The organism is Pseudomonas sp. 31 R 17, assembly GCF_900004915.1.
Classification (GTDB): Bacteria; Pseudomonadota; Gammaproteobacteria; order Pseudomonadales; family Pseudomonadaceae; genus Aquipseudomonas; species Aquipseudomonas orientalis_A.
In genome coordinates this window covers 145,424-159,251 of the sequence record NZ_CVTN01000079.1, presented here as the reverse complement: position 1 = coordinate 159,251, position 13,828 = coordinate 145,424, and the positions used below count along the sequence as shown (strand labels likewise).

At 61.5% G+C, this 13,828-nt stretch carries 13 protein-coding genes; 10 read left to right on the top strand and 3 right to left on the bottom strand.

Translation table 11 applies throughout. From position 1 onward, the window contains the following. The first annotated feature begins 396 nt into the window (after positions 1-396). Genes BFP89_RS22225 through BFP89_RS22215 form a run of 3 tightly spaced genes read left to right on the top strand, consistent with a single transcriptional unit; the run spans position 397 to position 3,360 of the window. The gene (locus BFP89_RS22225; RefSeq protein ID WP_065887588.1) at positions 397-1,518 is read left to right on the top strand and encodes a glycosyltransferase family 4 protein; all 1,122 of its coding nucleotides are present in this window, start codon (positions 397-399) and stop codon (positions 1,516-1,518) included. Continuing rightward, complete coding sequence (locus BFP89_RS22220) at positions 1,511-2,263, top strand: DUF2334 domain-containing protein (protein ID WP_065887587.1); 753 nt, start codon at positions 1,511-1,513, stop codon at positions 2,261-2,263. The genes BFP89_RS22225 and BFP89_RS22220 overlap by 8 nt, the downstream gene beginning before the upstream one ends. Next, positions 2,251-3,360, top strand: coding sequence for a lysylphosphatidylglycerol synthase transmembrane domain-containing protein (locus tag BFP89_RS22215; protein ID WP_065887586.1), 1,110 nt, complete (start codon positions 2,251-2,253; stop codon positions 3,358-3,360). Before BFP89_RS22220 ends, BFP89_RS22215 begins: the two co-directional genes overlap by 13 nt. A 115-nt stretch (positions 3,361-3,475) precedes the next feature. Here BFP89_RS22215 and purU read toward each other — a convergent pair whose 3' ends face one another. Beyond that, positions 3,476-4,324 carry a formyltetrahydrofolate deformylase gene (gene purU, locus BFP89_RS22210; protein WP_043050024.1) on the bottom strand — a complete coding sequence of 283 codons (849 nt, stop codon included), beginning with the start codon at positions 4,322-4,324 and terminating at the stop codon, positions 3,476-3,478. 344 nt (positions 4,325-4,668) lie between these two features. On the opposite strand from purU, the gene mvaT reads away from it, so the two are divergent. After that, positions 4,669-5,043, top strand: coding sequence for a histone-like nucleoid-structuring protein MvaT (gene mvaT, locus BFP89_RS22205; RefSeq protein WP_003175830.1), 375 nt, complete (start codon positions 4,669-4,671; stop codon positions 5,041-5,043). Between the two features lie 90 nt (positions 5,044-5,133). Here the strand turns inward: mvaT and sbcB are convergent, their stop codons facing one another. Continuing rightward, the gene (gene sbcB, locus BFP89_RS22200) at positions 5,134-6,561 is read right to left on the bottom strand and encodes an exodeoxyribonuclease I (RefSeq protein WP_065887585.1); all 1,428 of its coding nucleotides are present in this window, start codon (positions 6,559-6,561) and stop codon (positions 5,134-5,136) included. 166 nt (positions 6,562-6,727) lie between these two features. Between sbcB and BFP89_RS22195 the strand changes: the two genes are divergently transcribed. The 6 genes from BFP89_RS22195 to BFP89_RS22170 are packed head-to-tail and all read left to right on the top strand — an operon-like array spanning position 6,728 to position 13,395. Beyond that, a complete protein-coding gene (locus tag BFP89_RS22195) occupies positions 6,728-7,420 on the top strand; it encodes an RDD family protein (protein WP_065887584.1) in 693 nt (230 codons plus the stop codon). After that, positions 7,417-8,391, top strand: a complete 975-nt coding sequence (locus tag BFP89_RS22190; RefSeq protein ID WP_065887583.1) for a stage II sporulation protein M — start codon at positions 7,417-7,419, stop codon at positions 8,389-8,391. The genes BFP89_RS22195 and BFP89_RS22190 overlap by 4 nt, the downstream gene beginning before the upstream one ends. Then, on the top strand, positions 8,378-9,907 hold the full coding sequence (locus BFP89_RS22185; RefSeq protein WP_065887582.1) for a DUF4129 domain-containing protein: 1,530 nt from the start codon (positions 8,378-8,380) through the stop codon (positions 9,905-9,907). The genes BFP89_RS22190 and BFP89_RS22185 overlap by 14 nt, the downstream gene beginning before the upstream one ends. Beyond that, positions 9,904-11,061 (top strand): DUF4350 domain-containing protein, encoded by a 1,158-nt coding sequence (locus BFP89_RS22180; RefSeq protein WP_065887581.1) that lies wholly within the window; start codon positions 9,904-9,906, stop codon positions 11,059-11,061. The genes BFP89_RS22185 and BFP89_RS22180 overlap by 4 nt, the downstream gene beginning before the upstream one ends. Next, positions 11,058-12,056 (top strand): AAA family ATPase, encoded by a 999-nt coding sequence (locus tag BFP89_RS22175; RefSeq protein ID WP_065887580.1) that lies wholly within the window; start codon positions 11,058-11,060, stop codon positions 12,054-12,056. Before BFP89_RS22180 ends, BFP89_RS22175 begins: the two co-directional genes overlap by 4 nt. A gap of 7 nt (positions 12,057-12,063) precedes the next feature. Then, positions 12,064-13,395 (top strand): DUF58 domain-containing protein, encoded by a 1,332-nt coding sequence (locus BFP89_RS22170; protein WP_065887579.1) that lies wholly within the window; start codon positions 12,064-12,066, stop codon positions 13,393-13,395. 55 nt (positions 13,396-13,450) lie between these two features. Here the strand turns inward: BFP89_RS22170 and BFP89_RS22165 are convergent, their stop codons facing one another. Further along, positions 13,451-13,810: a PilZ domain-containing protein gene (locus BFP89_RS22165; RefSeq protein ID WP_065887578.1), complete on the bottom strand. Its 360-nt coding sequence runs from the start codon at positions 13,808-13,810 to the stop codon at positions 13,451-13,453. Positions 13,811-13,828: the final 18 nt, after the last annotated feature.

Here is a 13,828-nt window from a genome sequence, read left to right as displayed (position 1 = left end):
GGCTAACCCGGCGTCCTGCCGGGTTACCCACGGATTCAAGCCTGCGTTCGGCCAGCGTGGTTTAACGGGGCGCCTAAGATCAAGATCAAGAGCGGCTCGCTTCGCATCGTGGTTACGGGTGGGTGCGGCTGCTTTATGTAGGAGCGAGCTTGCTCGCGAAAAACTCACAGGCGCCGCGCTCATTCAGGAAGCACGCGTTATCGTTGGCGTTTTTCGCGAGCAAGAGCTAGGCGCCCCCCTCGCTCCTACAGAGGGCGGTGTTCGCTTAACTGACTGGTATCAGGGCAAGCCCCCTCCCCCATCATTTCAAGCTCGAACACGCAGCACGACCCCAATCCCGATCGAACATCTATCCTTACCTCAGGTCCACGTTAAGGAGAGCAATGGATCGGAGGGATGTTCATCGTGCATATCGCTGACATAACCATGTTCTACGCCCCGGCCAGCGGTGGCGTACGCACTTATCTGGACGCCAAGCACCGGCGCCTGGCGCTCAAGCCCGGCATTCGCCACAGCCTGTTGGTGCCGGGCGCCCACTTGAGCGAGCGCGATGGCATTTTCCAGGTGCCGGCGCCGCCGCTGCCCTTCGGCAAAGGCTACCGCTTCCCCCTGCGCCTCGCCCCATGGCGAAATGTCCTGCACGATTTGCAGCCTGATCTGATCGAAGTCGGCGATCCCTACCTGACCGCCTGGGCCGCCCTGGACGCCCGGCGCCAGTTGGATGTGCCCGTCATCGGTTTTTACCACTCCGACCTCCCCCTGCTGGTGCGTAACCGCATGGGCGCCTGGTTTACCCCCAACGTCGAAGCTTATGTCAGCAAACTCTATGGGAATTTTGACCGGGTACTGGCGCCCAGCCAGGTAATGGCCGACAAACTCATTGGGCTTGGGGTAAAAAACGTCTTCGTGCAACCCTTGGGCGTCGACCTGCAAACCTTCACGCCACAGGTACGCGACCCCGGCCTGCGCGCCGAACTGGGGATCGCTGAAGACACCCGGCTGCTGATTTTCGCCGGGCGTGGCTCCAAGGAAAAAAACCTGCCGGTGCTGCTCAACTGCATGAAGCGCCTGGGCGAGGGTTATCACTTATTGCTGGTGGGTTCCGGCATGCCGGCCAATGTGCCGGACAATGTCACCGTAGTCGATGGCTTCCGCCCGGCCGATCACGTGGCCCGCTTGATGGCCAGCGCCGATGCGTTATTGCATGGCGGGGACCAGGAAACCTTCGGCCTGGTCATTCTGGAAGCCATGGCCTGCGGCATTCCGGTGGTCGCCGTGGCGGCGGGAGCCTTTACCGAGATTGTCGACGAGCGCTGCGGCCTGCTCTGCGCGCCCAACAACCCCAATGCGATGGCCAATGCGGTACGCGAACTGTTTGGCGCCGACAGTCGCCGTCTCGGGGAACAGGCGCGGCGCCATGTCGAACAGCATTACGCGTGGGATGCGGTGGTGGACAGCCTGCTGGGGCATTACCACGCCGTGCTCGGCACACAAAAGCCGATGCTCGCCCATGGTTGAACGTTCAGTCATGCTGGTGCTGCACGACGTGGCGCCGAGCACCTGGGCCGATTACCGGCCCTTTGTCGAAGCCGTCGATGCCATCGGTAATATTCCTGTCACCTGGCTGGTGGTTCCGGACTTTCATCATCACAACGCCCTGGCCACCCATGCCGACTTCCGGCGCCTGCTCGACAACCGGGTAGCCAAGGGCGATGAACTCACCTTGCACGGGTATTACCACTGCGACGACCAACCCCGGCCGCGTACACCCCGGGAATGGTTCATGCGGCGCATCTATACCCATGAGGGCGAGTTCTACCAGTTATCGCAAGCCGAAGCCTTGCAGCGCCTGACCGGCGGCATCGAGGTATTCCAGCGCAATGACTGGCCCCTGCAAGGGTTTGTCGCACCTGCCTGGCTGATGAGCCAGGGCACCCGGTTGGCATTGCGCCAGTTACCGCTGAGCTACACCAGCGACCCGCAGCACCTGTATCGCCTGCCCGACTTCACGGCCATCCACGCCCCCGGCCTGGTGTGGAGCGCGCGCAGTGCATGGCGCCGAGGCTTGTCCAAGGTCTTGAGCGATCGACGCGAGCAGCGCTGGCAGAGCGCACCGGTGATCCGATTAGGGTTGCACCCCGTCGATATGCGTCACGAATTTTCCCGTCAGTATTGGCTGCAGACCCTGGAGCGCCTGCTTGACGATGGACGCACGCCACAGACCAAGTCCGCGTGGCTGTCGACGCTGCCATGCGCCAGCTGATCTGGCTGGGCCTGGCGCTGCTGGTCGCGCTGGTGATCCCGGTGTGGCTGGGCGGCGGCGAAACCGTTGCGCGCCTGCGCCAGTTTCCCCTGCCCCTTTTACTGGGAATGTTTGCCATGATCATCGGCTGCTGGCTGATCAACAGCCTGCGCATACGGTTGTTGCTTGGCCAGCAGCGCAGTCGGCTGGGATGGCGCAAAAGCCTGGGCGTGGTGATATCGACCGAATTCGCCATGTGCGCCACCCCTGGCGGCAGCGGCGGGCCCCTCACGCTGATGGGCCTGCTGGCACGCAACGGCATACGGCCCGCCCATGGCAGCGCGGTGTTCGCCATGGACCAGTTGAGTGACTTGCTGTTCTTTTTCTGCGCACTGCTGGGCATCGTGCTGTATGCGCTGTTTCATAGCCTCAGCCCACGCCTGGAAGAGCTTTTGGGGCTCAGTGCCGTGTCGATGGTCGGTGGCGTCGTCGGCTGCGTGGTGGTGGTGCGCTTTCATCGCCGCCTGATTCGCCTGGCCGGACGTGTACTCAAAGCCATGAAGGTGCGCGTCGGCACCCGCCGGCGGTGGGCCCGCCGGTTGCTGCACTTCCTTGCGGCCTTCACCCAAACGCTGAATTTGCCCTGGAGCACCCTGCTCGGGGTGTTCGCGCTGACCAGCCTGCATTGGTTATTACGCTACAGCGTGTTGTACCTGGCGCTGCGCGGCCTGGGTGGGCAGGTGCAGTGGGCCTTAAGCTTCCTGATCCAGATGCTGTCATTGACTGCAGGGCAATTGAGCCTGCTGCCAGGCGGGGCCGGGGCGGCGGAGTTGACGTCGGCGGCACTGCTCGCGCCGATGGTAGGCAATGCCACAGCGGCGGCGGCCATTCTGATCTGGCGGGCAGTGACTTATTACTTCTATCTGCTGGCCGGTGCGCCCGTGTTTCTGTTGATGGTGGGCAAGCCGCTGCTCAAGCGTCTTTTTCGGGAAAAGCACACGGTTTCTCATCCCCCTGCAACTGCTCCCACAACTGGGCGGCGCCGGGAAAGTCAGTACCATCCTCAGCACCCAGCGCATCCGGGTCGTAACGACTCAGACAGCCCTCGCACAGGGTAGCGGGTGGCCTGGAAGTCGCCTTGTCGAGTGGGTCGGTCATGGTCGCCTCCTGAAAATAAAAAGGGTCCGGAGAGTTTTACTCCCGGACCCTTGCTTGTTCAACCAGGCGCGTCGGTCAGAACACCACGGTTTTGTTGCCGTGCACCAACACACGATCTTCCAGGTGATAACGCAAGCCACGGGCCAGCACCATCTTTTCGACGTCACGACCGAAACGCACCATGTCTTCGATGCTGTCGCTGTGGCTGACGCGCACCACGTCCTGCTCGATGATCGGACCGGCGTCCAGCTCTTCGGTGACATAGTGACAGGTCGCGCCGATCAGCTTCACGCCGCGCAGGGACGCCTGGTGATAAGGCTTGGCACCCACGAACGACGGCAGGAAGCTGTGGTGAATGTTGATCACCTTGCCCGCGTATTCGCGGCACAGTTCCGGCGGCAGGATCTGCATGTAGCGCGCCAGCACCACCACGTCGGCATCGTGCTGCTTGACCAGGCGCGACACTTCGGCGAACGCCGGCTCCTTGTCCTGCGGGTTGACCGGCACGTGGTAATACGGGATGCCATGCCATTCGACCATGCTGCGCAGGTCGTCATGGTTGGAGATCACACATGCGATCTCGCAATCGAGCTCATCGCTGTGCCAGCGGTGCAGCAGGTCCGCCAGGCAGTGGGATTCACGGCTGGCCATCAGCACGACGCGTTTCTTCTGCTCCGTGTCGGTGATGTGCCAGGTCATCGAAAACTCTTCGGCGATCGGCGCAAACGCCTCACGGAAGGCTTGCAGACCAAAAGGCAAGGTATCGGCACGAATTTCGTGACGCATGAAAAACCAACCGCTGAGATCATCCGAGTGATGGCTCGCCTCGGTGATCCAACCGTTATGAGAAGCTAGAAAGTTACTGACCTTGGCAACGATGCCAACCCGGTCCGGGCAAGCAATCACCAGCCGAAAAGTGCGCATTAGGGGGAAACTCCAGAACTTCGCAAAGGCCGCCATTCTAGCGATTGCGCAGAAAAACTGCAGTACTCCTTGTGCCTTATTCTGATCCCTGGCGCTGGCAACACCCCTTAACAGCGTAAGGTCTTACCAGCATTATATGGCCTTACACAGCAAGCTCGGCAATTAGCAGAATTAAGCTGTTTGTTTTTAGCCGCGCGCCCGATAATTAACTCGACTTCACACCGGGGCGAAAAACTTCAATCTAATTCAGGTAAATAGCTGCTTAAATGTTTACTTGATGAAATTGCCTGACTATTATTAGGCCACTCACCCTGTCAATCAGCGTTCTACATAAGGTAGTCCACATGTCTCTGATCAACGAATACCGCGCCACCGAAGAAGCTATCAAAGAGCTGCAAGCCCGTTTGAAGAACCTGTCGCAAGACGACAAGCTGAAAACCGAGCTGGAATTCGAAGGCAAACTGCGCACCCTGATGGGCGAATACTCCAAATCCCTGCGTGACATCATCGCGCTGCTGGATCCGGAATCGAAAGTTAAAGCACCGCGTGGCGCTGTGAAAACTACCGGCACCAAACGTGCTCGCAAGGTCAAGCAGTACAAAAACCCGCACAACGGTGAAGTGATTGAAACCAAAGGCGGCAATCACAAGACGCTGAAAGAGTGGAAAGCCAAGTGGGGCGGTGACGTGGTAGAAGGTTGGGCTACCCTGCTGGGCTAAGCCTGGTCGGATCTGCACCCGATACGCGACACATTGAAAACGCCAGCTCGCTGGCGTTTTTTATTGTCTGAATGTTTTGCAGTTGCTCGGCTACAGATTCAGGCGGGCCGCTAAAGAGTCAGCATAGTCTTGCCATTCATCCAGTACCTGGCACTGAAACGCTGTCGCACTGTTTTTCAATTCCTGATGGGCCAGCTTAAATGCCGCCAGGGTATTGGGTGCGCCCCATACCGGGTCTGACAACCGTTGCTGACAGAAAAGTCTCCAGCGCTCTTGCTCCTCATTGTTCAAGGTTTCAGGAAAGTTACGCGCGCGATAGCGGAATAATAATTCAGGCAATCGATGATCATCGAACGGCCATTGCTGGCGTCCCAGTTGTACCGGCTCTGCCATGCGAACTTGTTCACATAAGCGCCGGTCACGGTCGCCGATAAAACCCTCATAGAGCTGCTGCTCCGGATCGGCATTCGGCGCGTATTCCTCCTCGGCGTAAACGCTCGCCAACTTGTCACGCCAAACTTCCTGTGCGTCAGTTAGTCGCAGCGCCCGTGCCTGGTAAACCTCCATATCCAATTGCAGCCGCTCGCGATCTTGCGCGCGCAGCACTTTCAAGGGCGCGACGACCGGACAGCGGTTGATGTGCAGCAACTTCAGAGGCACCGGCAGCTCACCCTGCGCCAGCTCATCGCGCCGCGTATAGAGGCGCTCGCGCAACGTTTGGGCATCCAGTTCGAGCAGGGCCTGGGGATCGAGTCCCAAGTCACACACAATCAATGCATTGCGATTGCGCGGATGCCAGGCCAGCGGCAAGACCACCCCCAGATAATGCCGCTCGGCGCTGAAGCGTCCGGAAATATGCACCAGCGGCTGCAACAGGCGCACCTGGTCCATCACCCGTTGCTTGCTCCGCAACTGGAACAGCCACTCATACAGCTTGGGTTGTTTGTCCCGCACCAATCGCGCCAGGGCGATGGTCGCGCGCACGTCAGACAACGCATCGTGGGCCTGGCCGTGGTCGATGCCGTTGGCTTGCGTCAGGCGTTCGAGCTTGAGCGTCACGCGCCCGTCCTGCTCGGGCCATACAATCCCCTCCGGGCGCAGGGCATAGGCGGTACGCATCACATCGATCAAGTCCCAGCGGCTGTTACCGCCCTGCCACTCGCGTGCGTAAGGGTCGAAAAAGTTGCGATAGAGACTGTAGCGCGTCATTTCATCGTCAAAGCGCAGGGTGTTATAACCCGCGCCGCAGGTGCCGGGGGCCGCGAGTTCGGCGTGCACACGGGTCATGAAGTCAGCTTCGGCAAGGCCTTTGTGCGCCAGGACCTGCGGCGTGATACCGGTGATCGCACACGCTGCCGGATGGGGCAGGATATCGTCGCTGGGCCGGCAATACAGATTGATCGGCGGGCCGACCTCGTTGAGCTCGAGGTCGGTACGAATGCCGGCTACCTGCAGCGGGCGATCGCTGCGCGGGTTGATTCCGGTGGTTTCATAGTCGTACCAGAAAATGGAGGTCACGGGCTGTTCCTGTGCTGAAGACCGGCAAAGTCTAGGCGCTGCAAGGGGCCAGGGGCCAGCGATACCTTACTGGACAAATATCCAGCAAAATCTTGAAGGGTTGCTTCCCGCCTCGACACTGCTAGCATCCGTGTCTCTCAGTCGCTTCGCACTGCCAAGGATCGCAATGCCAACAGCTCCTCTGGATACCTGCTACCAGATCGAGACCCCCGAGGGTATCGACCTGCCCTTGCGCCCTGCCGGCCTTGCGCCAAGGGCATTGGCCTACGCCTTCGATCTGCTCGCGCGTGGCGTGATCATGGGCATCCTGCTGGTGCCCCTCGCGCTGCTTGGCAACCTCGGCCTCGGCCTGGGCGCGCTGCTGCTGTTCCTGGTCAGTTGGTGGTACATGGTGCTGTTCGAAGTGCTCAACCAGGGCTGCTCGCCCGGCAAGCAAGTAATGGGCCTGCGGGTAGTACAGGATGACGGCACCGCCATCGGTTGGTCGGCATCACTGATCCGCAACCTGCTGCGGTTTGTCGACATGCTGCCCTTCGGCTACTTCTTCGGCGCCATCAGTTGCCTGCAACATCCGCACTTCAAGCGGCTCGGCGACCTGGCGGCGGGTACGCTGGTGGTCTACCGCGAGCAGTCGCTGGCCCGCCCGCCACTACCTCAGGCAGCCGCCCTGCGCCTGCCCTTCGCGCTGGCGTTGAGCGAACAGCGCGCAATCCTCGGTTTCGCCGAACGCCAGGCCGACCTGTCTGCCGAGCGGGTGCATGAACTGGCTGCAATCCTCGCCGCGCCCTTGCAGGTGTCCCCGGCCCGCGCCGTGGAGCAACTTAACGGTGTGGCCCGTGGTTTGTTGGGGCCGACATGAAGCAGAGCCTTTTTGAAAGCCGGCACCAGCAGCAATGGCAGACTTTCGCCGAACAACTGAACCAGTTGGAGCGAGGCAAAGCCTGCGAGGTGACCGACTTTCCTTATCACTATCGACGTCTGTGCCAACACCTGGCCCTGGCCCAGGAGCGCGGCTACAGCAGTTACCTGGTGGACCGCCTGCAACAACTGGCGCTGCGCGGCCACCAGCAACTGTATCGCCATCGCAGCCAAACGACGGCGAACGTGGTGGCCTTCATCCTCGCCGATTTCCCGCGCCTGGTACGCGAACAATGGCGCTTCGTGCTGATCGCCAGCCTGCTGTTCTTTGGCAGCCTGCTGGGCATAGCCCTGTTGGTCTACCTGTTTCCCGACCTGATCTACAGCATCGTCAGCCCGCAACAGGTGGCCGAGATGCAAAGCATGTACGACCCCGCCGCCAGTCGCCTGGGCCGCGCGGCCGAACGCGCCTCCAGCGAAGACTGGATGATGTTTGGCTACTACGTGATGCACAACATCGGCATCGCCTTCCAGACCTTTGCCGCCGGTTTGCTGTTCGGCCTGGGCAGCGTGTTCTTCCTGGTCTTCAACGGCCTGACCATCGGGGCGGTGTCCGGGTACCTGAGTGAAATCGGCTACGGCCAGACCTTCTGGTCATTCGTGATCGGCCATGGTGCCTTCGAACTCAGCGCCATCGCACTGGCCGGTGCGGCGGGCCTGCAACTGGGCTGGTCACTGATCGCGCCAGGGCCGTTGGCACGTAGCGAATCCCTGCGCCTGGCGGCCCGCAAAAGCGTGCAGATGCTCTGCGCAGTCATGGTGTTCCTGCTGATCGCAGCGTTCATCGAAGCCTACTGGTCATCCACCACAAGCATTGCGCCCTGGATCAAATACCTGGTGGGCAGCGCACTATGGCTGCTGGTGGCCGCCTACCTGATCTTCGCCGGCCGGACTCGCCATGCGCCTGACTGACGCCAGCGTGGTCATCCGCCCGCGTACCTCCTGGGAAGCCATGGACCTCGGCGTACTGATGGCCCGTGAACATCGTGCAGTGCTGATGGGCAGTTGGGCCCTGGTCAGCCTGCCTGTGTTCCTGCTGCTCACCTCGCTGCTGTGGCAGTACCCGTCTTACGCCCTATTCCTGTTCTGGTGGCTCAAGCCCGCCTTCGAACGATTGCCGTTGTACATTCTTTCCAAGGCCCTGTTTGGTGAAACCCCGAGCCTGAAACAGGCCGTTCGCCAGTGGCCACGCCTGCTAAGGGGGCAACTGTTCGCCAGCCTGACCTGGCGCCGGCTGAGCCTGAGCCGCAGCTTCATGCTGCCGGTGAGCCAGCTCGAAGGCCTGGATGGGCCAGTGCGTCAACAGCGCCTGGGCATACTGCAACAGCGTAATGCAGGCGCCGCGCGCTGGCTGACGATCATCGGGGTGCATCTGGAGATCGGCCTATGGTTCGGGTGCATGGCGCTGTTCTATCTATTTATCCCCGAGCAGGTTGAACTGCAGTGGGACTGGCAGCGGCTGGTACTGGCGACAGGCCCGCAGGGGCTCTGGCTGGAACACCTGAGCAACGCGTTCTATGCGCTGGTCCTGGTGTTCTGGGAACCCATCTACGTCGCCTGCGGTTTCAGCCTGTACCTCAACCGTCGCACCGTCCTGGAAGCCTGGGACCTGGAACTGGTGTTTCGCCGGTTGCGCCAACGCCTGAGCGGTGTCGCGCCGCTGTTGCTGCTGGTCGTCGGGCTCACGCTGGTGCAACTGAGCCCATCGGCGCTGGCCGATCAGACAGCTGATCCCAAGCCCCTCGGCACCCAGGCGGCCAGCCAATCGATCAAGGCGCTGTTGGAAAAACCGCCGTTCAAGAATCCGCAAACCGTCACCCGTTATCGTTTTGGCGAGGAAAAACCCGCCACGCCCCGCAAAGCCCCTGGGGACGGTAAATTACCTGCCTGGCTCCAGCAATTGCTCGACAACCTCAACAGCAACACCTTCAGGCACGTGGCCCAAGGCCTGGAGATACTGCTATGGAGCGTGGTGATTGGCGGGCAGGCCCTGGTGGTGTGGCGCTACCGTGAATGGCTGCGCACATTTGTCAGCCGCAGGCGGCGACCTCAGCCCATCACCGCAAGACCTGCGCCTGCCCAATTGTTCGGCCTGGAACTGGGGGTCGAGACATTGCCCGACGATATCGCCAGCGCCGCCGAACAGCTATGGCCCACCCGCCCACGGGAGGCCCTCGGCCTGCTGTATCGCGGCCTGCTCAGCCGGCTGCTGCATGAGTTCGACCTGCCACTCAAAAGTGCCGATACCGAGGGCCAGGTACTGGAGCGTGTTCATCAGTTGCAGCAACCGCAGTTGCTGGCATTCAGCCGCGAATTGACCGCTCACTGGCAAAACCTTGCCTATGGCCATCGACTGCCTCCCGCCACCGCCCAGCAAAAGCTGTGCAGCGATTGGCGCGCACTCTTCAGTAGCAGGACCAGCCAATGAAACGGCCATTACTGTGGATTGCCGCGCTGCTGGCCTGCCTGTTGGGAGCGGGCGGCCTGTATGCCTGGCACAAGGCAATTCCCTATGAGGAGGTTGTGGATCGTGGCCCATCGCCGGACGCACTGGCCAACCCCTACCTCGCGGCGGAGGACTTCCTGCGCCGGCAAGGCCTGGCGGTAACACATGCCAACGGGCTCGAGCGGCTTGCCGATCTGCCCGCCCCAGGCCATAGCCTGCTGTTGCTGGGGGAGCGTGGCAACATGACCCCAGGCCAGGTCGAACAACTGCTGGCGTGGGCAAAAGCCGGGGGGCACCTGTTACTGGTGGCCGAGGCGTTATGGGATGAAGAGACCGGTAAAAGCGGCGACCTGCTGCTCGATCGTCTCAATCTTCACCAAACCCTTAGCGATGACTTCGACGAGCCGGCGGCGCCGCGCAAAAAGATCGCGCCGGACCTCACTAAACTGTATGTCGACAATGAAACCGCGCCGGCGTATTTCAGTTTTGACACCGACTTCAACCTTACCGACCCCAGGCACCTGGCGCAGTTTTCAGCCAACAGCGCCAAGTCCAGCCATCTGATGCAACTTGACCTCGGGTCAGGCCGCGTCACGGTGCTCACCGACAGCGACCTGTGGAAAACCCCGAGCATCGGCAAACACGACAATGCCTGGCTGCTGTGGTACCTGAACCAGGGCACCGACGTCACCCTGCTGTTCAACGGCGGCGCGGACAACCTGCTGACCCTGCTGGTCCGTTACTTCCCCCAGGCCCTCGTCGCGCTGGTCGCACTGCTTGCCCTGGCACTCTGGCACGCCGGCATGCGCCAGGGCCCGATCCAGGCACCCGCGCCCAAGGCGCGTCGACAGCTACAGGAGCATTTGCGCGCCAGCGCCGACTTCCTGCTACGCCGCAGCGGCCAGGGCGCCTTGCTGCAAGCCTTGCAGCAGGATTTATTGCGCGCCGCCCGGCGCCGTCACCCCGGCTTTGAACACCTCGACATGGCAGAACAATGTCAGGTGCTGGAACACCTGACGCAACAACCCTCCCCTATCATCCGCCAGGCACTCGGCGCACCTGCGCTGAAACGGCTCTCCAGCGCCGATTTCAGCCAACAGGTGGCGTGCCTGCAAACCCTCAGGAATGCCCTATGAGCGACTCTCCAACGGCTACAACCCTGACCGCAGAACAGACTGTCCAAAACGCCACGCAACAGGCCCAGGCCCTGCGCATTGAATTACGCAAGGCAGTGATTGGCCAGGACGCGGTGATCGATGACGTGCTCACCGCGTTGATTGCAGGTGGCCATGTGCTGCTGGAGGGTGTACCCGGTCTTGGCAAAACGTTGCTGGTGCGTGCGCTGGCCCGTTGTTTCGGCGGCGATTTCGCGCGCATCCAGTTCACGCCGGACCTGATGCCCAGCGATGTCACCGGCCACGCGGTGTACGACCTGCAGACCGAACAGTTCAAGCTGCGCAAGGGGCCGTTGTTCACCCACTTGTTACTGGCCGACGAAATCAACCGCGCTCCGGCCAAGACCCAGGCGGCACTGCTCGAAGCCATGCAGGAGCGCCAGGTCACCCTGGAGGGCGAGGCATTGCCCATCGGCGCGCCGTTCATGGTGCTTGCCACCCAGAACCCGATCGAGCAGGAAGGCACCTACCCGTTACCCGAAGCCGAGTTGGACCGCTTCATGCTCAAGGTGCGCATGGACTATCCCGACGCGCAGCAGGAAGTGGACATGGTGCGCGAAGTGACGCGCTCATCCAGGGCCGACATGCTCGATGTGCAACCGTTGCGTACCGTGTTGCAGGCCGAAGACGTGGTACAGATGCAGCAGATCGCCAGCGGCATGCCTCTGGATGAACAGGTGCTCGACTATGCCGTGCGCCTGGCGCGGGCCACGCGCAGTTGGCCGGGCTTGACCATCGGCGCAGGCCCACGGGCCTCTATCGCCCTGATTCGCGGCGCCCGTGCCCGTGCGCTGTTGCGCGGCGGCGACTTCGTGACCCCGGATGACGTCAAGGGATGCGCCCTGGCGGTGCTGCGTCACCGCGTACGGCTTGCGCCCGAACTGGACATCGATGGCCTGGAGGTGGACCAGGTGATCAAGCAGTTGCTCGACCAGATTGCGGCCCCCAGGCAGTAACGCCGGCATGAAACCGACCCGTCTGTTCCTGACCTGGCTGGGTGTCCTGTTGGCCCTCAGTATCCTGCTGGGCGCGTCGATGGCCTTGCAGGTCAAGGTGCCCGAGACCTTGCACGCAATCGCCTGGGGCCTGCTACTGGCCCTGCTGGTGCTGGCGATGCTCGACGCCATACGGTTACGCCGCCGCCCTTCGGTACGTGTGCGCAGGACACTGCCCGGCAGCCTGGCATTGGGGCGCTGGGGAGAAGTGCGCCTGTCACTGGAACACGACTATCCACAGCCGCTGACCGTGCAGGTGTTCGATCACGTGCCCGACGGGCTGGTTGTGGATAACCTGCCGCAATCCATTTTGCTGCGTCCGGGCGAGCGTGGTGAACTGGGCTATCGTGTGCGCCCCGTGCGACGTGGACATTTCAGCTTCAGCCGCTGCGAAATCCATCTGCCCAGCCCCCTGGGGTTGTGGTCGGCGCGGCGCTGGCTCGACGTCACGGACGCCACTCGCGTGTACCCGGACTTCGCACGCTTATCCGGTGCGCAGTTGCAGGGGGTGGATAACTGGCTGAGCCAACTGGGTGTGCGCCAGCATCAGCGGCGTGGACCGGGCCTGGAGTTTCATCAATTACGCGAGTTTCGCGACGGTGACAGCCTGCGTCAGATCGACTGGAAAGCCACGGCACGACAACGCACGCCGATTGCCCGGGAATATGAGGATGAACGTGACCAACAGATTGTGTTCATGCTCGATTGCGGCCGGCGCATGCGCAGCCAGGACGACGAGTTGTCCCACTTCGACCACGCTCTGGATGCCTGTCTGTTACTGAGTTACGTCGCCTTGCGCCAAGGCGATGCAGTCGGGCTGTGTACCTTTGCCAGCGACCAGCCGCGTTACCTGGCGCCGGTCAAGGGCAGCGGTCAGTTGAACGTCTTGCTCAATGCCGTCTATGACTTGCACAGCACACGCAAGACAGCCGACTACGAGGCCGCCGCCAGCCAATTGCTGGCTCGGCAAACACGGCGCGCATTAGTGATCGTGGTCACCAACCTGCGTGATGAAGACGATGAAGCACTGGTGAGTGCGATCAAGCGCATTGGTCGGCACCATCGGGTGCTGATCGCGAGTTTGCGAGAGGAAGTGCTCGATCAACTGCGCCAGGCCCCGGTACAAACCCTGCCCGAAGCATTGGCCTACAGCGGCGCAATTGACTACCTCAACATGCGTAACCAGTTGCATGACCGCCTGGGTGCCCATGGGCTGACCGTGCTGGATAGCTTGCCGTCAACATTGGGCGCCGCGCTGGTGACGCGTTACCTGCGCTGGAAAAAAGCCGGCGTGTTCTGAACGCACGCGCACGGCCACGGTGGACACGGCCGCCGTAGCCGACTGCACCCGCCGTTCAGGCGGATGCCTGCAGCGGATCGAAACTGAAGTAATGCAACAAGGCGCTGATCAGCTGTGCGTATTCTTCGCATGCCTGAAGCACGCGGAACCCCGAATCGTAATGTTGCGGGTTGACGTCTTCCCGGCTCCACAGACAAGTCGCGGTAAGATCAACAGCCTGGAATTCGCCGTGCAGCCCGGGAATTTTCAAGCGCAGCTCGAAGTCTGCACCGATCATCATCGGTAACTGGCTGATCAGCATCAGCCCGTCTTCGGAAACGTCGCCCAGAAAACCGATTGGCTTGTCCGTAAGCCGATTGAACACCTGCAAGAAATAAGGCAGCTGATGCCGTTCGATCCGTCGTTCGATAAACATGGTGAGGTTGCCATCCCA